Origin of the sequence: Streptomyces sp. NPDC048523, assembly GCF_043199815.1 — a bacterium.
Classification (GTDB): Bacteria; Actinomycetota; Actinomycetes; order Streptomycetales; family Streptomycetaceae; genus Streptomyces.
On record NZ_JBICWQ010000008.1, the window covers coordinates 58,119 to 77,980 of the forward strand.

The following is a 19,862-nucleotide window of genomic DNA, read 5'->3' on the forward strand; positions in this document are numbered from 1 at the left end:
TGACATGGATGTGACGGCCGCGTGAAACGGTTTGCCGAACATGCGTAGGGTGCAGACAACTCATCAGGGGACGTGTCACAGGACCGACGAGCGGAGGAGGGAGCCGGAGCCATGGGCGACCACAAAGAACAGCCCCTTCGGGTCGGCGCGGCCGTGCGCCGCAGGCGCCGCGCGCTGGAGCTCACCCTCGCCGTCGTCGCCGAGCGCAGCGGCCTCTCGGTCCCCTTCCTGAGCCAGATCGAGAACGAACGCGCCCGCCCCAGCCGCAGCTCCCTGGAGAAGGTCGCCGACGCCCTGCGCACCACGGCCGTGGAACTCCTCGCCGCCGCCGACCCGGCGTGCAGCGTCGACGTCGTCCACGCCGAGGACCCGGAGCCGGACGGTGAACCGCGGATGCGCTCCCTGGTGCGCGGTCACCACCAGATGCACGCTCAGGAGTTCACCGGCGACCATGACGCGGGCCGTGAATTCCAGTACCGCAACGACCAGTTGCTGTACGTCGCCGACGGCGGGGTGGACGTCGAGGCCGAGGGGCGCGCGTACCGGCTGGGCCGCGGCGACACCCTGTACCTGACCGGCGGCGTGAGGCACCGCTGGCGGGCGACCGTGGCGGACACTCGCGTGCTTGTCGTCGCCGTGGCCGAGCACGTCGAGGCGGCCTGGGACCGGCCCCGGCAGTGAGAGTCGTCTCCCTGGTCCCCTCGCTGACCGAGGCGATCGCCCGCTCGGCCCCCGGCGCCCTGGTCGGCGCCACCGACTGGTGCACCCACCCCGCCGATCTCGACGTCCCGCGCATCGGCGGCACCAAGAACCCGAAGCTCGACCGGATCGTCGCCCTCGCCCCCGACCTGGTGATCGCCAACGAGGAGGAGAACCGCGAGCCGGATCTCCGAGCCCTGCGCGAGGCGGGTCTGGAGGTCCTGGTCACCGAGGTCCGGGACGTCCCGCAGGCCTTCCGCGAACTGGCCCGGGTCGTCGAGGCCTGCGGCGCCGTACGACCGCGCTGGCTGGACGAGGCCGAGGACGCCTGGTCGGCGCTCCGGCCCCCGGCGCGCCGTACGACGGCGGTCGTGCCGATCTGGCGGCGGCCGTGGATGGTGCTGGGCCGGGACACGTTCGCGGGCGATGTACTGTCCCGGCTCGGTGTGGACCATGTGTACGCCGGTGACGCCGACCGCTATCCGCGGATCCCGCTGGAAGAGCTGCGGGCGGCGGCCCCGGACGTGGTGGTCCTGCCCGACGAGCCGTACCGCTTCACCGCAGACGACGGCCCGGAGGCCTTCCCCGGTCTGCCCTGCGCCCTCGTCAGCGGACGCCACCTGACGTGGTATGGGCCGTCGCTGGCCGAAGCACCACGGGCACTGGGCGAGGCCCTGCGAGCAGCGCTCCGCTGACCAGGCCGCGCGCGGTGTGCCCGGCGGCCGTGGTCCAGGCGGCGACGAGAGCGGCGTAGAGGCCGGTGGCGAGCCAGTCGTAGACGACGAGCCCCGTGTGCCGGGCCAGTGCCTCGGCGCCCGTGACGCAGGTGCCGACCGGGAAGGTGAACGCCCACCAGGTCATCGAGAACCGCATCCCGAGCCGACGGGCGCGGACCACATGCGCGGTGGCGAGCCCCAGCCACAGCAGGGCGAACCCCATGACGGGAACGCCGTAGAGGACCGCTAGGACGCCGAAGCCCTGGCTGTAGGGGGTCGGCAGGACGCCGGGGGCCACGTCCGCGAACTTGCCGACGGCCGTGGTGGACTGGCCGAGCGGGCCGAGGACCAGGAAGAGGGCCGGGGTGAGGGCGAGGGGGAGCGGGCCGCCGGTGACGATCCGGGCGAAGACGAGCGGCAGCATCAGCGAGGTGGCGAGAAGGCTGAGCCCGAACATCGCGAAGCAGGCGAGGAGAAGGGTCTCGCGCGGCTGACCGGCGGGGAGATACGGCACGAGGAGCGGCCCGAGGGCGGCGGACACCATGGGCGCGACGAGGGGCAGCAGCCACACGGGCGTGGCCTGCCCCGGCTCGGCCCGCTGCCGTACGGCCATGAGGTACGGCACGACGATCGCGGCGGCCAGACCCACGGCCGTACCGGCGGTGAACAGCACGGCGTCGAGAGCGACCGCGGCCGTCGTCCCGATCCAGTACCGGCCGGCGGTGAGGGCACCGCCGCCGACGGCCAGCAGGGCCATGGCGAGGCAGCCGTAGAAGGGGGCCATGGCGGGGTCGCGGAGGTGGGCGCGGGCCTGGTCGGCGTGGTGACGCCAGTGCAGGGCCCGGGCGCCGAGGAGGGCGAGCAGCAGGGCGAGGGACAGGAGCCAGACGGCGGCGCAGATCGTGCGCAGGCCGGGGAGGTGCACGGGGAGCGCGGTGCCGGCGGTGGCGACGATCGCGGTGCCCATGACGCAGGCGTACCAGTTCGGCCCGAGGTGACGGACGGCGGTGACCATGGCTCCACGGTGCCGCCGGGAAAGGGCCGCGACCAGGGAGTACGGCTCTATGAGGGCATAAGCTGGTCTTATGAGCGGTGAGGAAGAGGTTCGGCCGGCATTGGGCGGGATGCTGGCGCACCGGGTACCGGACCTCGGGGCGCTGGAGCTGCTGCTGGCCGTGGCGCGGCTCGGGAGTCTCGGCGGGGCGGCGCGGGAGGTGGGGATCACCCAGCCGGCGGCGAGCAGCCGGATCCGCTCCATGGAACGGCAGTTGGGGGTGGCCCTGGTCGACCGCTCGCCCCGGGGCTCCCGGCTCACGGACGCCGGGGCGCTGGTGACCGACTGGGCGCGGCGGATCGTGGAGGCGGCCGAGGCCTTCGACGCCGGGGCGCAGGCACTGCGGGTCCGCCGTGACTCCCGGCTGCGGGTGGCGGCGAGCATGACGATCGCGGAGTACCTGCTGCCGGGGTGGCTCCTCGCCCTGCGCGCGGGGCGCCCGGACACGGCGGTGTCGCTGCACGCGGGGAACTCGGCGACGGTGGCGGAGCGGCTGCTGTCGGGCGAGGCGGATCTCGGCTTCGTGGAGGGCCTGACCGTCCCCTCCGGCCTCGACTCGGTGGTGATAGCCCACGACCACCTGATCGTGGTGACGGCCCCGGGGCACGTCTGGGCCCGCCGCCGACGTCCCCTGGAGGCCGCCGAACTGGCCGCGACACCGCTGATCCTCCGGGAGAAGGGCTCGGGCACCCGTCAGGTCCTGGACGCGGCTCTGGGCGGCCTGGCCCGCCCGCTGATCGAGCTCTCGTCCACCACGGCGGTGAAGGCGGCGGTGGTGAGCGGGGCGGGTCCGGCGGTCCTGAGCGAACTGGCCGTGGGCGAGGAGCTGTCGATGCGCCGACTGGTACGGGTGCCGGTGGACGGGGTGTCGCTGGCCCGCGACCTGCGGGCGGTGTGGCCCACGGGCCACCGCCCGGTGGGCCCGGCGAGGGACCTGCTGTCGCTGACGCGGGCCTAGGGTCCTTCTGAGGGGTCCGCAGAAGACGCAGCGGCGTTCGGTGCGTGCGATCGCCGGGCGGGTCCTAGGCCCGCCCGGCCGCCGAGACCAGACCCCGCATCACCCGCAGGTCCTCGCCCATCTCCGGATGCCACTGGACGCCCAGCACCCAGTGCGGGCCGGGCAGTTCGACCGCCTCCACCGTGCCGTCCGACGCCTGCGCCGACACCAGCAGGCCCCTTCCGAGGCGGTCCACCGCCTGATGGTGGTAGGTCGGCACGGAGGTCTCCTCCGGGGCGAGGTCGCCGTAGACCGTGCCCGGTACCGGCTTGACCGGGTGCCTGCCGAAGACGCCCGGGACCTCCGCGTGGCCGTCGATGTGCTGGGTGAGGGTGCCGCCCAGGGCGACGTTCAGCAGTTGCATGCCCCGGCAGATCCCCAGCAGGGGAACGCGGGCCGCCAACGCCGCCCGGATCAGGGCCAGTTCCCAGGTGTCGCGGGCGCGGGCGGGTGGGCCGGTGCGGGGATCGGGGGTGGCGCCGTAGTGGACCGGCTCCACGTCCGGGCCGCCCGCGATCACCAGGCCGTCCAGGCGGGCCACCGTCGCCGCCGCGTGCTCCGGGGCGTCCGGCGGGAGCATCGCGGCCAGACCGCCCGCCCGCTGCACCAGCCGCGGATACCCCGCCGGCAGCAGCACCGCCTCCAGCTCCCAGACGCCCCAGCGCGCCCCGGCCTCCAGATAGGTGCTGACGCCGATCAGCGGTCGTACGGTCACTCGGCCCTCCCAGGCTTGCAATGGCGCACGGTCATACCTTTGCCCCCGGAGGTCACCGGCGGCAAGGTCACGCCAGAAATCCCCGCAGCAGCGCCGCCGTCCCCCCGCAGTGCTCCCGCATCATCTCCCGCGCCCCGTCGGCGTCCCCGTCCAGCACCGCCTCGACCAGCGCCGCGTGCTGCCGCTGGGAGTGCTCCAGGTTGCGCACCAGCAGCGGGATGCAGTCCAGGAGGTCGTTCACCGAGGCCCGTACCGCGGCGTACTGCGCGGTCAGCGTGGGCGAGCCGCACAGTTCCGCGAGGGTCAGGTGCAGCAGGGTGTCCAGGCGCCGGTAGTCCGCCAGCGGCGCCTCCTGCGTGGCCGCCAGCGCCTCGCGCAGCCGCTGCGCCTGCTCGTCGGTGAGGCCGTGCGCCGCGCACAGGCCCGCCGCGCCCACCTCCAGGACCTCCCGGAAACGCAGCACGTCCTCGATGTCCACCTCGGCGATCCGGCGCCGCAGCTCCTCCTCGCCGACCGCGGCCCGGGCGCGGGGCAGCACGAACGTGCCCCCGTACCGGCCCCGCCGCGACTCCACCAGCCCCTGGTCCTGGAGCACCTTCAGCACCTCGCGCAGCGTCACCCGGCTGATCCCGAGCCGCTCCGCGAGCTCCCGCTCGGCCGGCAGCCGCCCGCCCCCCGGCACCAGCCCGAGCCGCACCACCTGCAGGATCTGCTCCAGCGCCTCCTCGAAGCCGTTGCCCGCCCTGACCGGCCGCAGCACCGGAGTCAACCGGTCGTCCGGGCCGCCGTCAGCATCCACCGACATATGGCCGAGCCCCCTTCCCAAGCAATGGTTCAGAGCAATACCTTATGGCTCCCGGCCCGGTCGGAAAAACGCGCAGCAGCCGAAGGAGCTCTCCCGTGGCAGACCGCACACCCCCGCTCAGCGTCGAGGAGCTGCACACCCTCGTCGCGGGCGGTGAGATCGACACCGTCGTCCTGGCCTTCCCCGACATGCAGGGCCGGCTCCAGGGCAAGCGGTTCGCCGCCCGCTTCTTCCTCGACGAGGTACTCCACCACGGCACCGAGGGCTGCAACTACCTCCTCGCCGTCGACACCGAGATGAACACCGTCGACGGCTACGCGATGTCGTCCTGGGACCGCGGCTACGGCGACTTCGCCATGCGCCCCGACCTCGGCACCCTGCGGCGCGTGCCCTGGAACGCCGGTACGGCCCTGCTGATCGCCGACCTCGCCTGGGAGGACGGCTCCCCGGTCGTCGCCGCGCCCCGCCAGATCCTGCGCCGCCAGCTGGAGCGGCTCGCCGAACTCGGCTACACCGCCCAGGTCGGCACCGAGCTGGAGTTCATCGTCTTCAAGGACACCTACGAGCAGGCCTGGGACGCGAACTACCGAGGGCTCACCCCCGCCAACCAGTACAACATCGACTACTCGGTGCTCGGCACCGGACGGATCGAGCCGCTGCTGCGCCGCATCCGCAACGAGATGGCCGCCGCCGGGCTCACCGTCGAGTCCGCCAAGGGCGAGTGCAACCCCGGCCAGCACGAGATCGCCTTCCGCTACGACGAGGCCCTGACCACCTGCGACCAGCACGCCGTCTACAAGACCGGCGCCAAGGAGATCGCCGCCCAGGAGGGCGTGTCGCTCACCTTCATGGCCAAGTACAACGAGCGCGAGGGCAACTCCTGTCACATCCATCTCTCACTCGCCGACGCCGCGGGCGACAACGCCATGGCCGGCCCGGACGGCATGTCGGACGTGATGCGGTACTTCCTCGCGGGGCAGCTCGCGGCCCTCAGAGACTTCTCACTCCTCTACGCCCCCAACATCAACTCCTACAAGCGGTTCCAGCCGGGCTCCTTCGCCCCCACGGCCGTCGCCTGGGGCCACGACAACCGCACCTGCTCCCTCAGGGTCGTCGGCCACGGCCGCTCCCTGCGCTTCGAGAACCGGCTCCCCGGCGGGGACGTCAACCCGTACCTCGCGGTCGCCGGACTGGTCGCGGCGGGGCTGTACGGCATCGAGCAGAAGCTGGAGCTGCCGGAGGTCTGCACCGGCAACGCCTACACCGCCGAGTACGCCCACGTCCCGACCACCCTGCGCGAGGCCGCCGAGCTCTGGGAGAACAGCCCGATCGCCCGGGCCGCCTTCGGCGACGAGGTCGTCGCGCACTACCGCAACATGGCCCGCGTCGAACTCGAAGCCTTCGACGCGGCGGTCACCGACTGGGAGCTGCGCCGCTCCTTCGAACGTCTGTGAGAGGTACTTCGTTGTCCCCGTCGTCCTACGAGCACGATCTGACCGTCCTCAACCCGGCCACCGAGGAGGTCGTCGCCACCGTCCCCGCCGCCACCGCGGCCGACGTGGACGCGGCGGTCGCCCGCGCGGCGAAGGCGCAGGTCCGCTGGGCCGCCCTCGCCCCCGCCGACCGGGCCCGGCTGCTGCGCCGCTTCGCCGACGTCGTCGACCGGCACGTGGAGGAACTGGCCCGGCTGGAGGTCCGCGAGGCCGGTCACCTCCTCGGCAACGCCCGCTGGGAGGCCGGCAACGTCCGTGACCTGCTCGCCTATGCGGCAGGCGGGGTGGAACGGCTGAACGGCCGCCAGATCCCGGTCCCCGGCGGCCTCGACGTCACCCTCCTCGAACCCCTCGGCGTGGTCGGCGTCATCGCGCCCTGGAACTTCCCCATGCCGATCGCCGCCTGGGGCACGGCACCCGCGCTCGCGGCCGGCAACGCCGTTGTCCTCAAGCCCGCCGAGACCACCCCGCTCACCGCCCTGCGGCTCGCCGAACTCGCCCTGGAGGCGGGGCTGCCGGAGGGCCTGTTCCAGGTGCTGCCGGGCCACGGGCCGGTCGCCGGTACCGCCCTCGTCGAACACCCCGGCGTCGCGAAGATCGTCTTCACCGGCTCCACCCGCACCGGCCGTGACGTCATGGAGCGCTGCGCCCGCCAGGTCAAGCCGGTCACCCTCGAACTCGGCGGCAAGAGCCCCAACATCGTCTTCGCGGACGCGGACCTGAAGACGGCCGTCGACCCCTTCTCCTTCCTCGACAACTCCGGCCAGGACTGCTGCGCCCGCACCAGGATCCTGGTCCAGGATTCGGTCTACGACGAGGTCCGCGAACTGCTCGCCGACGCGTTGAACGCCGTGGTCGTGGGCGACCCCGCCGACGAGAAGACCCAGATGGGCCCGCTGATCTCCCGTCGGCAACTGGACCGCGTACGGGCGTTGGTGCCGAGCGACGCGCCCGGTCTGCGGGGCAGCGCCCCCGACGGGCCCGGTTTCTGGTTCGCGCCGACCGTCCTAACCGGTGAGGCGCCCGACTCCGAGGCCGCCCGCGAGGAGATCTTCGGCCCGGTCGCCGTCCTGCTGCCCTTCACCGACGAGGACGACGCGATCCGGCTCGCCAACGACACCCCGTACGGCCTCTCCGGCTCCCTGTGGACCCGCGACATCGGCCGCGCCCTGCGCGTCTCCCGGGCCGTCAAGGCGGGCAACCTGTCCGTCAACTCCCACTCCAGCGTCCGCTACTGGACCCCCTTCGGCGGCTACAAGCAGTCCGGACTCGGCCGCGAACTCGGCCCGGACGCCCTGACCGCCTTCACCGAAACCAAGAACGTCTTCATCAGCACGGAAGGCCCCGCCCAGTGACCTCTTCGACCGAGCAGATCGTGTGTCGCCGTCTCGTCGGCCGTACGGCCGTCATCACCGGAGCCGGCAGCGGCATCGGTCTCGCCACCGCCCGCCGGCTCGCCTCCGAGGGCGCCCATGTCGTCTGCGCCGACGTCGACGAGCCCCGCGGCAAGGCCGCGGCGGACGAGGTCGGCGGGCTCTTCGTCAAGGTCGACGTCACCGACCCGGACCAGGTCGAGGCCCTGTTCAGGACGGCGTACGACACCTACGGCAGCGTCGACGTCGCCTTCAACAACGCGGGGATCTCACCGCCGGACGACGACTCCATCCTGGAGACCGGCCTGGAGGCCTGGAAGCGCGTCCAGGAGGTCAACCTGACCTCCGTCTACCTGTGCTGCAAGGCCGCCATCCCCTACATGCGGCGGCAGGGCAAGGGGTCCATCATCAACACGGCGTCCTTCGTGGCGCGGATGGGCGCGGCCACGTCCCAGATCTCCTACACCGCCTCAAAGGGCGGTGTGCTCGCCATGTCCCGTGAACTGGGCGTGGAGTTCGCGCGGGAGGGCATCCGCGTGAACGCCCTCTGCCCGGGCCCGGTCAACACCCCGCTGCTCCAGGAGCTGTTCGCCAAGGACCCCGAGCGGGCCGCGCGCCGGCTCGTGCACATTCCGGTCGGCCGGTTCGCCGAGGCCGAGGAGATCGCCGCCGCCGTCGCCTTCCTGGCCAGCGACGACTCCTCCTTCGTCAACGCCAGCGACTTCCTCGTGGACGGCGGGATCTCGGGGGCGTACGTCACACCGCTGTAGGTCTCGTCCTGCAGTGCCCGCATGAGCAGGACGCTCCCGCCCGGCTGGTACCCGGACCCCGACGCTCCGCAGCTGGAGCGCTGGTGGGACGGGACCGCCTGGACGGACCACCGGCGCGTCCCCGGGGCCCCGGCCCGCCGCGATCGTCGGCGGGGCCTTCGCCCTCGCCCGGGGCCGGGGCGACGACGTGGTGGCGGACACGGCACCGACCGTCACGAGCCCGTCGCCCACCACGGCCTCCGCGGCCCCGTCCCGCCTGGTCGACGAACCTGGGACGACGTCGTGATGCGCTGGTGGGTGAAGACGGCCCGGGGATCCGGGGGTGGGTGCTGCTCACCAGGGAGTGCACACAAGGCCGCATTAGCTCGATCGTGTCGCCGCCCCGGGGTCGAGTACGCCGGGGACCAGCTCGCCCAAGACCGTTCGGGGCGCGCGGCTGAACGGACTCGCTCCCGCTCAGTCCACAGGAACGGTTACGTCCAGTCGCTGGCCCTCACACCCGCCCCCGGCCTGGACCGGATCACCCACGGGATCCGGTCCGTACGCCGTTGACCTAGAGGAACGTGTGGCCTTCCCCGCGGTACGTCGGGACGGTCGCCGTCACCGCGTCCCCCTCGATCAGATGCAGCTTCTCGAACCGCTCGCACAGCTCACCGGCCTTGGCGTGCCGGAACCACACCTTGTCGCCGAGCAGCAGGTCGTCGGCGGGGGCGCCGAGCAGCGGGGTCTGCACCTCGCCGGGCCCCTCCTGCGGGTCGTACTTCAGGCCTTCCGGCAGATACGGCACCGGCAGCCGGTCGGGTCCTGGCGCGCCGGAGGCCGGATAGCCGCCGCCGAGGACGGTCACCACGCCGACCCCCGGCCTGCGCACGACGGGCATGGCGAACAGCGCGGCCGGACGCCCGCTGAAGGACGTGTAGTTGTCGAACAGCCTCGGCACGTACAGCCCCGAACCGGCACCGATCTCCGTGACCGCGTCCTCGGCTGCGGTGTGCTGCACACTGCCCGTGCCGCCGCCGTTGACGAACTCCAGGTCCGGTACGACGGCCCGCACCGCGCGCACCACGGCGGCACGGCGCTCGGCGAGCTCCTTGCGGGCCGTGGCCTGCATGAGACGGACGGCCCGGGAACGCAACGGCCGTCCGGCGACGGAGTCCCCGACCCCGGCGATGTGTCCCTCGTAGGCCATGATCCCCACGACCTCGAACCCGGGGCGCCGAGCCACCGCGCGGGCCATGTCGGCGACCTGGGCGGGGGAGTGCAGGGGTGAACGCCGGGCACCGACCCGGACCTTGCCGCCGAGCAGCTTCAGCGAGGTGTCCAACTCCAGGCAGACCCGGATGGCTTCGGTGCCGCCCGCGCGGGCGCCGTCGATGAAGGCGAGTTGCGCGGGGTCGTCGACCATCACGGTCACGGCGGCCGCGAGCTTGGGATCGGCGGCGAGTTCGGCGTATCCGGCACTGTCGGCGGAGGGGTAGGCGAGCAGGATGTCGTCGAATCCGCTCCGGGCCAGCCACAGGGACTCGGCGAGGGTGAACGACATGATGCCCGCGAATCCGTCCTTCGCCAGGACGCGTTCGAGCAGTGCCCGGCACCGGACGGACTTGCTGGCGACGCGGACGGGTTTCCCCGCCGCCCGGCGGACGAGATCGTCCGCGTTGGCGTCGAAGGCGTCCAGGTCCACGATGGCGAGGGGGGCGTCCAGATGGGCTGTGGCCCGGTCGTAACGGGCCCGGTCGGCGGCGCGCGCAGTCATGGACGAAGACTGCCAGACAGGATTACCGCAGGGTAGGGGGACGTTCCGGGCAGATGCCCCCGACCTGCTGGACTGGTTCCCGTTCGCCCAGGAACAACCCGTAGAGTGACGCGCACGCACGCAGGGCTGTTCGCCCCCGTCGCCGCCGCGCCGGGATGCCGGCCCTTCCGTGCGGGTATGTGTGCCCGGACGGCTGTCTTCCACACCGACGACTCCGACGCGGGCCCGCGCACGACCGAACGGCCCGGACATGAGGAAACGGGGGGTGCATGAGCACGGAAGCACGCCGCGCCTCCATTCCTCCACGCCCGACCACCCCACCGAGGCCGGCCCAGCCGCCGACGGTGGGCGAGGGCGGGTCCGAGGAGCCGGGACATTCGGTCGAACGAGAGATTGTGGAGCCGGGCGGACGGATGAACGACGACTCCGACTGGCAGGCCTTCGGCGAACGGGTTCGCCGGGGCACCGGAACACCGTCTCGGCCGACGTTCGGCGGCTTCGACTGGCAGAGCTCGGGAGAGACAGCCACCCGCACACCGTCCGACACACAGGACGTCGGCCCTACGGCACCTCGCGCGACCGCCGCGGGTCGGCCACCGATACGCACGACGCACGGCACCGGTCCGGCGCCGACGCCGACCCCCGGCGCGGCGCACGCCACGTCGGACGGCCGTAGGGCCGATGGGGACGCCCCCTCGGCGCCCGCGGACAGCTCCGGCACCGAACCGGCGCAGTCCCGCACCGGCTCGGGCCCCGAAGCGAACGCGCGGTCCGCGTCCGGCGCCCAGGACACCCGGCGCCCGGAGCCCGCGAACTCGGGAGCCCCTTACCCCGGCAGCATCCCGCCCCCGCCTCCGGCCTCGGCCCGCTTCCCCGACACCCCACCGGCCTCCGGTCACCGTGAACCGCGCGCAGGCAGCGGTGACAGGACCGTGCCGCCGTCCAGGTCCGGCACCGACGCCGACGCGCGCACGGCCGCCCCCGGCCCGATGCCGCCCGCCGCCAGGCCCCAGTCACGCCCGACGGACTCCGGCACCGCGTCCGCGCCGCCCCGGCCGAGGTCTCAGCCGTCCGTGCCGCCGCGTCCTGCCCGCGCCCCCGCCGAGACCGCCTCGGAGACGACCTTCCGGATGCGGCCCGTTCCCACGGCGTCCGCGCCCCGGGCGCACCCGACCGCCGTACCGGCCAAGCCCGACGCCCGTCCGGCTCCCACCGCACTCACCCCCGACCCCGCTCTGTCCTGGAGCGCCGCCCTGCCCCCGCATGACGGAACTCCCGGCAACGGACGGCCCGTTGTGTCGTTCGGAGAGCCCGAGGTCGGTTACAAGGAGCGGTCGTGGGGGGTGCGGATCCCTCCCCGGATCGCCGCCGTGGCCGCGTGCGTCGTGCTCGGACTCGGGCTCATCGGCGGTGCCGTGACCGGGAGTTGGCTGACCGGGGACGCCGGGGACGAGGGTTCGGGCGACACCTTCGCCGCGGCCGGCGAACTGTGGCACAGCGTGCCCGTCGACCAGCTGTTCCCGATGACCGTGGACGGCCAGGGCGCCGGGCCCGGCGGAGCCGACCGCACCTGGACGCGGATCGCCGTCGCCCCCGACAGCGGCTGCCAGGACGCCTTCGACCCCCTGCTGCGCAAGGCCCTCGCCCCCGTCGGCTGCGAACGCCTCCTGCGCGCCACCTACGCGGACGCCACCCAGAGCTACGTCACCACCGTCGGTCTCCTCTTCACCGACGCCGACGCCGCCGCCATGCGCGCCCTCGACACCCGCTTCACCAAAGAGGGCCTGGAGACCCGCACCGACCTGATGCCTCTCCCGTACGCCGCGAAGAACACTCTCGCGGCCGACTTCGGGGCCCGGCAGCGGGCTTCCTGGACGATCTCCGTCCTCACCGACGCCCCCGTCGTCGCCTACGCCGTCTCCGGCTGGGCGGACGGCCGTACGGTCGACGCCCCCGAGCCCGCCGAGCAGGCCATGGAGTCCGGCGACACCACCCCCGCCGCCCAGTCCGGCCTCGGCAACGAGGCCCAGGGCCTGGCCGACCGTGTCGAACGCGCCCTGCGCAAGACCGTCACCTCGCCCTCGGAGCAGCCCTCATGAGCGTCACCACCCGCAGGGCGGGTCTCCTGAGCGTGCTGCTCGCCGCCGCCGTCGCCCTCGTCCCGCCCACCGCCGCGCACGCCGACGGCATCCGCGCCAAGCAGTGGGCCCTGGACGCCATGCACACCCAGCAGGCCTGGCAGACCACCAAGGGCGCCGGGGTCACCGTCGCCGTCCTGGACACGGGCGTCGAGAACGACCATCCCGACCTCGTCGGCAACGTCCTCACCGGCAAGGACATGATCGGCTTCGGGGCCGTGCGGGGACAGCGCGCCTGGGCCCGGCACGGCACCGCCATGGCCGGCATCATCGCCGGTCACGGACACGGCGTCGGCAACGGCGACGGGGTCATGGGCATCGCCCCCGAGGCCAGGATCCTCCCCGTCCGCGTGATCCTGGAGGACCGCGACCCGGCCCGCGCCAGGGCCCGCAACACCCGCGGCAACGCCCTCGCCGAGGGCATCCGCTGGGCCGCCGACCACGGCGCCGACGTCATCAACCTCTCCCTGGGCGACGACTCCGCCTCGGCGCACCCCGAGGCCGGCGAGGACGACGCCGTCCAGTACGCGCTCAGGAAGGGTGCCGTCGTCGTCGCCTCTGCGGGCAACGGCGGCGAGAAGGGCGACCACATCTCCTACCCGGCCGCCTACCCGGGCGTCATCGCCGCCACCGCCGTCGACAAGTTCGGCACCCGCGCCTCCTTCTCCACCCGCCGCTGGTACGCCACGGTCGCGGCCCCCGGCGACGACGTGGTCATCGCCGACCCCGACCACAAGTACTACGAGGGCTGGGGGACCAGCGCCGCCTCCGCGTTCGTCTCGGGCGCGGTCGCCCTCGTCAAGGCCGCCCACCCCGGGCTGACGCCCGCGCAGATCAAGCGCCTCCTGGAGGACACGGCCCGCAACGCCCCCGCCGGCGGCCGCGACGACTCCCGCGGCTTCGGCTTCGTCGACCCCGCGGCAGCGCTCGAGGCGGCGGCCCGCCTGAAGCCGGAGCGCCTGGAGCCGGCCGCCTACGGCGAGAAGTACTTCGGCCAGGGCCCGGACACCGCCGAGTCGCAGGACGACACGGTCAGTTGGGCGGCTCCGCTGGCGGGCGGCCTGGGCGTGGCCCTGCTGTTCACGGCGGTGGTCCTGTGGCGCGGCCGCCGCGGCCCCCGCCGGTCCTACGAGGGCTTCTGAACCCTCAGCGCACCGCCGCACCCGTGAACACCGACACCGCCGCCTTCGCCGCCGCCTCCACCAGCGAAATCCCCTTCGCCTGCGTGGTGTTGCCGTCCGACAGCACGGCCACCAGAAAGGCGTGGCCGTCCACCGTCACCCGGCCGATGCTGTTGATGTCCCACAGCCCGGTCGTACTGCGCGGCAGCCACCCGTTCTTCAGCGCCCACCCGGACCCGTCGGCCGCCGCCGACACGCCCCACCGCTGGTCGGCCGCTATCTGCCCCATCAGCTCCCGCAGATACGACCGCGAGGCCTCGCTCAGTTCCGAGTCGTCCCCGAAGACCTGCTGGAGCAGGGCGAGTTGGTCGGCCGCCGTCGTCCGGGTCAGCCCCCACAGCGCCCCGTCGCCGCCCCGCGTACCGGTCAGCCCGAACTTCTCGTTGGCGGCGTCGAGCCCCGGGGCCTTCCCGATGATGTCCCACAGGGCGGACGCCGAGGCGTTGTCGCTGTTCTGGATCATCTTCGTGGCGTACGCCTTCTCCTGCGTGCTCAGCCGCGTACCCGCCTCCTGGTGCCGGAGCAGCAGTGCCGCCAGGATGTCGACCTTCACGATGCTCGCCGTGTCGAAGGCGCCGGCGCCGTGGACCGCGCTGTCGCCCGACTCAAGGTCGAGCACCGCCGCCGAGACCCGCTGCTCGCCCGTCACGCTCACCGACTTCATGGCGTCGGCCAGCCGCTCGTCGAGATCCACCACCGGCTCCGCCACGGCCGCCTCCTGAGTCGTGGTCGTGGTCGCCGGCGAGGGCAGGGCCGACGGCGTCGCCGCCGACGATACGACGCCCGCTCCGGAGTGCGCCTGCGCCTTCACGTACACGGTCCCGCCGGCCGTGACGCCGACGACGGCGACGCAGGCGAGCGCGGTGTACATCAAAGGCCGTCGGGGGAACCTGCGGGCGCGGCGTCGGGCGGCTCTGGAGGACTCCATGCCGCCGATGCTCGGGCCGCCGACTGTGCGGGCCGTTAGACGGACGTTAGAGCTGTGTCAGCGAACTCTGAAAAACCCGTGAAAGCCGTCACGGGCGGGTTTCCGGGCCCGCACAACCGCAGCAGCAAGCCCCCTATAGGGTCGGTGACCGTGGCGAACAAGAACATTCCCGACCCCGGCTTCTCCGACGACGACGGCTCCGCCGATCCCCGGCTGAGCGCGGCGCTCGCGGCCTGGGCCGAGGACCGTGCCGCCGTGGACCCCGTCCTGGAGGCCCTCAAGGGCGCCCGGCTGCTCGTCCCCGTGGTGGCCGTGCTCGGCGAGGTCGAGGAGGATGAGAACGGGCTGCGCCGCGAGAAGACCAGCGACATGGCCGTGCCGACGCTGAAGGCCGGATCCCGGACCGCTCTGCCCGCCTTCACCTCCACCGACTCCCTCGCCCGCTGGGACCCCGAGGCCCGCCCCGTCGCCGTACCCCTGCACCAGGCGCTGCAGGCCGCCGCGCACGAGAAGGCGGACACGGTCGTCCTGGACCTCGCCGGTCCGGTGCCCTTCGAGCTGACCGGCCCCGCGCTGCTCGCGCTCGCCGAGGGCCGGGCGAGCGCCGACCCGCTGGCCGACCCGGCCGTCGTCGGGGCCGTACGGAACGCCGTGGCCGCCGAGCCCGCCGTGCTCCGCGCCCACCTCGGGCCGGGGCAGGCCGACGGCACCCTGGCCCTCGTGCTGGAGCCCACCGCGTCGCCGGCGGACGCCGCGCGGGCCGTCGCCGAGCGCCTCGCCGCCGACGAGACACTGAGGGCCCGCCTGGTGCGGGGCCTCGACCTGGCACTGCTGCCGGCCGGGGCCACGCCTCCGGGCGAGCCCTTGTACGTACGGGGATGAGCTAGCCGTAGATCGGCCCGGTGTACTTCTCACCGGGGCCCTGGCCCGGCTCGTCCGGGACCAGGGACGCCTCGCGGAAGGCGAGCTGGAGGGACTTCAGGCCGTCCCGGAGCGGAGCCGCGTGGAAGGAGCTGATCTCCGTCGCGCTCCCGTCCAGCAGGCCGGCGAGGGCGTGGATCAGCTTGCGGGCCTCGTCCAGGTCCTTGTACTTGTCGCCCTCCTCCGTCAGGCCGAGCTTCACGGCGGCGGCGCTCATCAGGTTGACCGCGACCGTCACGATCACCTCGACGGCGGGGACCTCGGCGATGTCGCGGGTCATGTCGTCGAAGTCGGGGGCCCCGGCGGACGGGGGAGGGGTGTCACTCATGTCCCACACGATAGGGCCCGGTGCACGCCGGTTCGCACCACCCCCGGGTTGCTGCTAACCTTGTGTGACGACCGGCCGGACACACCTGTGTGTAAGTGTGACCGGCCCACAAGTGGAGGCTCCGATCTCCCACCTGACCGCCCCCAGGGGCGGCGGGTCACCCCGGTCAGGCGGTCACCATCGTTCCGTACGGACGATGGAATCGCCCGAAAGCGCGCCCCGCGTCATCGCGGCGGTGCTCCGGCAGTGTTTTGGAGCCCCGTCTGTGATCGTCCGGGGCATTTTTTGTGCTTCGGCGCGGTTAGGTCAGTCTAAAAGAGACATACGCGGCTGTCCGCCAGACCGCCGTGTGGTGCTAACCGAGGAGGATCCATCAGCGCCGAGCCCCGCATCAACGACCGGATTCGCGTTCCAGAGGTGCGACTTGTCGGTCCCAGTGGCGAGCAGGTGGGCATCGTCCCCCTGGCCAAGGCACTGGAGCTTGCGCAGGAGTACGACCTGGACCTGGTCGAGGTGGCGGCTACCGCCCGTCCGCCTGTGTGCAAGCTCATGGACTACGGGAAGTTCAAGTACGAGTCGGCCATGAAGGCCCGTGAGGCGCGCAAGAACCAGGCGCACACGGTCATCAAGGAGATGAAGCTCCGGCCGAAGATCGACCCGCACGACTATGACACCAAGAAGGGTCACGTCGTCCGGTTCCTCAAGCAGGGCGACAAGGTCAAGATCACGATCATGTTCCGTGGTCGCGAGCAGTCCCGGCCCGAGCTGGGCTACCGACTGCTGCAGCGTCTCGCGGAGGACGTGGCCGACCTCGGGTTCGTCGAGTCGAACCCGAAGCAGGACGGCCGAAACATGATCATGGTTCTCGGTCCGCACAAGAAGAAGACCGAGGCGATGGCCGAGGCCCGCCAGGCGCAGGAAGCCCGCAAGGCAGACGCGAAGGCCAACCCCGGCAAGTCGCAGAACGCCGCCGAGGACGACCACGCCGAGGCCGAGGACGGGACCGAGGTCGAGGTCGAGGCCCCGGCAGAGGCTTCCGCCGAGGCGTGACCCCCGGGGACGCGAGTCCCCAGGACACCACCGATACAAGAGCGACGCTCACAGTGCCCGGTTTCAGGACCGGGCACCGGAGCGCCACCGACGAGGAGATAACGGCGCTATGCCGAAGAACAAGTCGCACAGCGGTGCCAGCAAGCGCTTCAAGATCACCGGCTCCGGCAAGGTGCTCCGTGAGCGCGCCGGCAAGCGCCACCTGCTCGAGCACAAGTCGTCCCGCGTGACGCGTCGCCTCACCGGCAACGCCGAGATGGCCCCGGGCGACGCCGCGAAGATCAAGAAGCTTCTCGGCAAGTGACGTACGCGGCGCCCTCACTGAGCGCCGTACGTCTGGACCGGGACCCCATCGATACCGGGCCGTGTGAGTCCAACCACGGCCCCGCTACAAGGAGTTAACAAGTGGCACGCGTCAAGCGGGCAGTCAACGCCCACAAGAAGCGCCGGGCGATCCTCGAGGCGGCCTCCGGCTACCGCGGTCAGCGTTCGCGCCTGTACCGCAAGGCCAAGGAGCAGGTCACCCACTCGCTGGTCTACAACTACAACGACCGCAAGAAGCGCAAGGGTGACTTCCGGCGGCTGTGGATCCAGCGCATCAACGCCGCTGCCCGCGCCAACGGCATCACGTACAACCGCTTCATCCAGGGCCTGAACGCGGCGAACATCGAGGTCGACCGCAAGATCCTGGCCGAGCTGGCCGTCAACGACGCGACCGCCTTCGCGGCGCTCGTCGAGGCCGCCCAGAAGGCGCTGCCGGCGGACGTGAACGCCCCCAAGGCTGCGTGACGCCGCGCCGGCCTCGGCCGACGTGACTGTGTGGACCCGCAGGCTGTGAAGCCTGCGGGTCCACTGTTTCCCGGACACTCCCGAAGGTGAAGAGCATGCCCCCCGGCACCCCCGAGCTGATCTCCCCCCGTTCCCCCCGCGTCTCCGCCGCCCGGCGGCTCGCCAAGCGGAACTTCCGGGGGAAGGAGCGGCTGTTCCTGGCCGAGGGGCCGCAGGCCGTGCGGGAGGCCGCCGGGCACGGGCTGGTCGAGCTGTTCGCCACCGTCGAGGCCGCGGAGCGGTACGCCGACATCATCGGAGCGGCCCGGGCCGTCGGGGCCCGTGTGCACCTCGCTTCCGAGGATGTCGTCGCCGACATCTCCACCACCGTCACCCCGCAGGGGCTCGTCGGAATCTGCGGGTTCCTCGACACCCCCTTCGAGGAGATCCTCGCCGCGCGCCCCAAGCTCGTCGCCGTGCTCGCGAACGTGCGCGACCCCGGGAACGCCGGCACCGTCCTGCGGTGCGCCGACGCCGCCGGTGCCGAGGCCGTCGTCCTGACCGACGCGTCCGTCGATCTCTACAACCCCAAGGCCGTACGGGCCTCCGTGGGCTCCCTGTTCCACCTGCCCGTCGCCGTCGGCGTGCCCGTGGAGGACGCCGTCGAAGGGCTCAGGCGGGCCGGAGTGCGGATCCTCGCCGCCGACGGGGCCGGCACCGACGACCTCGACGCCGAGCTCGACCAGGGCACCATGGGCGGGCCGACCGCCTGGGTGTTCGGCAACGAGGCCTGGGGGCTCCCCGAGGAGACCCGCGCACTGGCGGACGCCGTGGTGCGCGTCCCGATCCACGGGAAGGCCGAGAGTCTGAACCTCGCCACTGCGGCCGCCGTATGTCTCTACGCGTCAGCCCGTGCACAGCGCGCCTCCGGAGGGTGCCGCTCCGTCACCGAGAACCAGTAGGGTGACCAGCTCGGGGGCCCCTCAGACGCCTGAGAGGTGGGGTGCGGGGATGAGTGTCGGCACGAGGAGCGCGCACGGCGTGTCCGAGGCCTGTGCCGGTGGACTCGCCGAGCTCGGCATCGATCCCGACCAGCTGCCCGACGGCCTCGTCGTCGCGGACGAGCACGGCCGCGTGATCTGCTTCAACGCCGCCGCGGCCCGGATCACCGCCCTGCCCGCCGAGGACGCCCTCGGACAGCGGCTGGAGAAGGCCCTGCCATTAGAGGACCTGGAGGGGCGGCGCTGGTGGCAGCTGACCGATCCCTACGGCGGGCTCGCCATCCGCAGGCGACAGCCCGAGCGCAACCTGCTGCTGCCGGGCGGCCGTGAGGTCCTCGTCTCCGCGCAGTACGTGCGCGGCGAGCCCACCGGACCCGTCCACCGTGTCGTCGTCGCCCTGCGGGACACCGAGGCCCGCCGCCGCACCGAACGCAGCCACGCCGAGCTGATCGCCACCGTGGCCCATGAACTCAGGTCCCCGCTCACCTCCGTCAAGGGCTTCACCGCGACCCTCCTCGCCAAGTGGGAGAGGTTCACCGACGACCAGAAGCGCCTGATGCTGGAGACCGTCGACGCGGACGCCGACCGGGTCACCCGCCTCATCGCCGAGCTGCTCGACATCTCGAGGATCGACTCCGGGCGGCTGGAGGTGCGCCGCCAGCCCGTCGACATCGGCGCCGCCGTCGGACGCCACATCCAGGCCTACGTCGCCGCCGGTCTCGCCGCCGACCGGTTCCTGCTGCGCCTGGAGCAGCCGCTGCCCGCTCTGTGGGCCGACCCCGACAAGATCGACCAGGTGCTCAGCAACCTGCTGGAAAATGCGGTGCGGCACGGCGAGGGAACCGTCACGATTGACATCACGCCCACGGCGTCCCCCCGCGAAGGGGAGGACACCGGCACGTCGGTCACGGTGAGCGACGAGGGTCCCGGCATCCCGGAGGAGTCCATGAACCGCGTCTTCACCCGCTTCTGGCGGGGCAGCAAGCGCGGTGGCACCGGCCTCGGGCTCTACATCGTCAAGGGCATCGTCGAGGCCCACGGCGGCACCATCACGGTCGGCCGCGGCCCCCAGGGCGGCGCCGAGTTCCGATTTACGTTGCCCGTGAGCGCTCCGGCCTATCTGAGCTGAGTGCCCGCGGGCGCATCCGCACATCCCCACCCCGTTAGAC

Annotated in this window: 20 protein-coding genes and 1 pseudogene; 15 read left to right on the top strand and 6 right to left on the bottom strand. The window is 72.7% G+C overall.

The features are described from left to right. Positions 1 to 111 precede the first annotated feature (111 nt). Together ACGFWE_RS34265 and ACGFWE_RS34270 are read left to right on the top strand one after the other, a co-directional pair. Positions 112 to 681, top strand: coding sequence for a helix-turn-helix domain-containing protein (locus tag ACGFWE_RS34265; protein WP_393603958.1), 570 nt, complete (start codon positions 112 to 114; stop codon positions 679 to 681). Beyond that, the gene (locus ACGFWE_RS34270) at positions 678 to 1,394 is read left to right on the top strand and encodes a helical backbone metal receptor (RefSeq protein ID WP_393603960.1); all 717 of its coding nucleotides are present in this window, start codon (positions 678 to 680) and stop codon (positions 1,392 to 1,394) included. The genes ACGFWE_RS34265 and ACGFWE_RS34270 overlap by 4 nt, the downstream gene beginning before the upstream one ends. Here the strand turns inward: ACGFWE_RS34270 and ACGFWE_RS34275 are convergent. Continuing rightward, positions 1,306 to 2,430 (bottom strand): TDT family transporter, encoded by a 1,125-nt coding sequence (locus ACGFWE_RS34275; protein ID WP_393603962.1) that lies wholly within the window; start codon positions 2,428 to 2,430, stop codon positions 1,306 to 1,308. The genes ACGFWE_RS34270 and ACGFWE_RS34275 overlap by 89 nt on opposite strands. A gap of 70 nt (positions 2,431 to 2,500) precedes the next feature. Between ACGFWE_RS34275 and ACGFWE_RS34280 the strand changes: the two genes are divergently transcribed. Continuing rightward, positions 2,501 to 3,427: a LysR family transcriptional regulator gene (locus ACGFWE_RS34280; RefSeq protein ID WP_352390090.1), complete on the top strand. Its 927-nt coding sequence runs from the start codon at positions 2,501 to 2,503 to the stop codon at positions 3,425 to 3,427. A 64-nt stretch (positions 3,428 to 3,491) separates the two neighbouring features. On the opposite strand, the gene ACGFWE_RS34285 is transcribed toward ACGFWE_RS34280, so the two are convergent. Together ACGFWE_RS34285 and ACGFWE_RS34290 are read right to left on the bottom strand one after the other, a co-directional pair. Then, positions 3,492 to 4,181 (bottom strand): gamma-glutamyl-gamma-aminobutyrate hydrolase family protein, encoded by a 690-nt coding sequence (locus tag ACGFWE_RS34285; protein WP_352390089.1) that lies wholly within the window; start codon positions 4,179 to 4,181, stop codon positions 3,492 to 3,494. A gap of 67 nt (positions 4,182 to 4,248) precedes the next feature. Further along, positions 4,249 to 4,986: an FCD domain-containing protein gene (locus ACGFWE_RS34290; RefSeq protein ID WP_352390088.1), complete on the bottom strand. Its 738-nt coding sequence runs from the start codon at positions 4,984 to 4,986 to the stop codon at positions 4,249 to 4,251. A gap of 95 nt (positions 4,987 to 5,081) precedes the next feature. Between ACGFWE_RS34290 and ACGFWE_RS34295 the strand changes: the two genes are divergently transcribed. From ACGFWE_RS34295 to ACGFWE_RS34310, 4 genes are read left to right on the top strand one after another with little or no spacing between them, the layout of a single operon-like run. Continuing rightward, positions 5,082 to 6,440 (top strand): glutamine synthetase family protein, encoded by a 1,359-nt coding sequence (locus ACGFWE_RS34295; protein WP_352390087.1) that lies wholly within the window; start codon positions 5,082 to 5,084, stop codon positions 6,438 to 6,440. An 11-nt stretch (positions 6,441 to 6,451) separates the two neighbouring features. Further along, positions 6,452 to 7,834 (top strand): aldehyde dehydrogenase family protein, encoded by a 1,383-nt coding sequence (locus ACGFWE_RS34300; protein WP_393603965.1) that lies wholly within the window; start codon positions 6,452 to 6,454, stop codon positions 7,832 to 7,834. Continuing rightward, entirely contained in the window at positions 7,831 to 8,622 is a 792-nt protein-coding gene (locus ACGFWE_RS34305) for a 3-oxoacyl-ACP reductase (protein WP_393603967.1), read from the top strand. Before ACGFWE_RS34300 ends, ACGFWE_RS34305 begins: the two co-directional genes overlap by 4 nt. A 21-nt stretch (positions 8,623 to 8,643) precedes the next feature. Further along, on the top strand, positions 8,644 to 9,174 hold the full coding sequence (locus ACGFWE_RS34310) for a DUF2510 domain-containing protein (RefSeq protein ID WP_393603969.1): 531 nt from the start codon (positions 8,644 to 8,646) through the stop codon (positions 9,172 to 9,174). Position 9,175: 1 nt separating this feature from the next. Here the strand turns inward: ACGFWE_RS34310 and ACGFWE_RS34315 are convergent, their stop codons facing one another. Further along, complete coding sequence (locus ACGFWE_RS34315) at positions 9,176 to 10,378, bottom strand: amino acid deaminase/aldolase (protein ID WP_393603971.1); 1,203 nt, start codon at positions 10,376 to 10,378, stop codon at positions 9,176 to 9,178. 413 nt (positions 10,379 to 10,791) lie between these two features. Here ACGFWE_RS34315 and ACGFWE_RS34320 point away from each other — a divergent pair, with 413 nt between their 5' ends. Together ACGFWE_RS34320 and mycP are read left to right on the top strand one after the other, a co-directional pair. Beyond that, positions 10,792 to 12,477, top strand: coding sequence for a hypothetical protein (locus ACGFWE_RS34320; protein WP_393603973.1), 1,686 nt, complete (start codon positions 10,792 to 10,794; stop codon positions 12,475 to 12,477). Continuing rightward, positions 12,474 to 13,658, top strand: a complete 1,185-nt coding sequence (mycP, locus tag ACGFWE_RS34325) for a type VII secretion-associated serine protease mycosin (RefSeq protein ID WP_393603975.1) — start codon at positions 12,474 to 12,476, stop codon at positions 13,656 to 13,658. The genes ACGFWE_RS34320 and mycP overlap by 4 nt, the downstream gene beginning before the upstream one ends. Before the next feature lie 4 nt (positions 13,659 to 13,662). On the opposite strand, the gene ACGFWE_RS34330 is transcribed toward mycP, so the two are convergent. Further along, positions 13,663 to 14,625 (bottom strand): serine hydrolase, encoded by a 963-nt coding sequence (locus ACGFWE_RS34330; RefSeq protein WP_393603976.1) that lies wholly within the window; start codon positions 14,623 to 14,625, stop codon positions 13,663 to 13,665. Positions 14,626 to 14,775: 150 nt separating this feature from the next. Between ACGFWE_RS34330 and ACGFWE_RS34335 the strand changes: the two genes are divergently transcribed. Continuing rightward, complete coding sequence (locus tag ACGFWE_RS34335; RefSeq protein WP_393603978.1) at positions 14,776 to 15,507, top strand: SseB family protein; 732 nt, start codon at positions 14,776 to 14,778, stop codon at positions 15,505 to 15,507. A 1-nt stretch (position 15,508) separates the two neighbouring features. Here the strand turns inward: ACGFWE_RS34335 and ACGFWE_RS34340 are convergent, their stop codons facing one another. Further along, the gene (locus tag ACGFWE_RS34340; RefSeq protein ID WP_352390079.1) at positions 15,509 to 15,874 is read right to left on the bottom strand and encodes a DUF1844 domain-containing protein; all 366 of its coding nucleotides are present in this window, start codon (positions 15,872 to 15,874) and stop codon (positions 15,509 to 15,511) included. Between the two features lie 347 nt (positions 15,875 to 16,221). On the opposite strand from ACGFWE_RS34340, the pseudogene infC reads away from it, so the two are divergent. From infC to ACGFWE_RS34365, 5 genes and pseudogenes are all read left to right on the top strand, one after another. Beyond that, positions 16,222 to 16,924 (top strand): annotated as a pseudogene (gene infC / locus ACGFWE_RS34345) (translation initiation factor IF-3). Between the two features lie 109 nt (positions 16,925 to 17,033). Further along, positions 17,034 to 17,228: a 50S ribosomal protein L35 gene (gene rpmI / locus ACGFWE_RS34350; protein WP_003977225.1), complete on the top strand. Its 195-nt coding sequence runs from the start codon at positions 17,034 to 17,036 to the stop codon at positions 17,226 to 17,228. A 101-nt stretch (positions 17,229 to 17,329) separates the two neighbouring features. Then, on the top strand, positions 17,330 to 17,713 hold the full coding sequence (gene rplT, locus ACGFWE_RS34355; protein ID WP_352390078.1) for a 50S ribosomal protein L20: 384 nt from the start codon (positions 17,330 to 17,332) through the stop codon (positions 17,711 to 17,713). Positions 17,714 to 17,808: 95 nt separating this feature from the next. Continuing rightward, positions 17,809 to 18,654 (top strand): RNA methyltransferase, encoded by an 846-nt coding sequence (locus ACGFWE_RS34360; protein WP_352390145.1) that lies wholly within the window; start codon positions 17,809 to 17,811, stop codon positions 18,652 to 18,654. Positions 18,655 to 18,703: 49 nt separating this feature from the next. After that, positions 18,704 to 19,822 carry an ATP-binding protein gene (locus ACGFWE_RS34365; RefSeq protein WP_393603980.1) on the top strand — a complete coding sequence of 373 codons (1,119 nt, stop codon included), beginning with the start codon at positions 18,704 to 18,706 and terminating at the stop codon, positions 19,820 to 19,822. Positions 19,823 to 19,862: the final 40 nt, after the last annotated feature.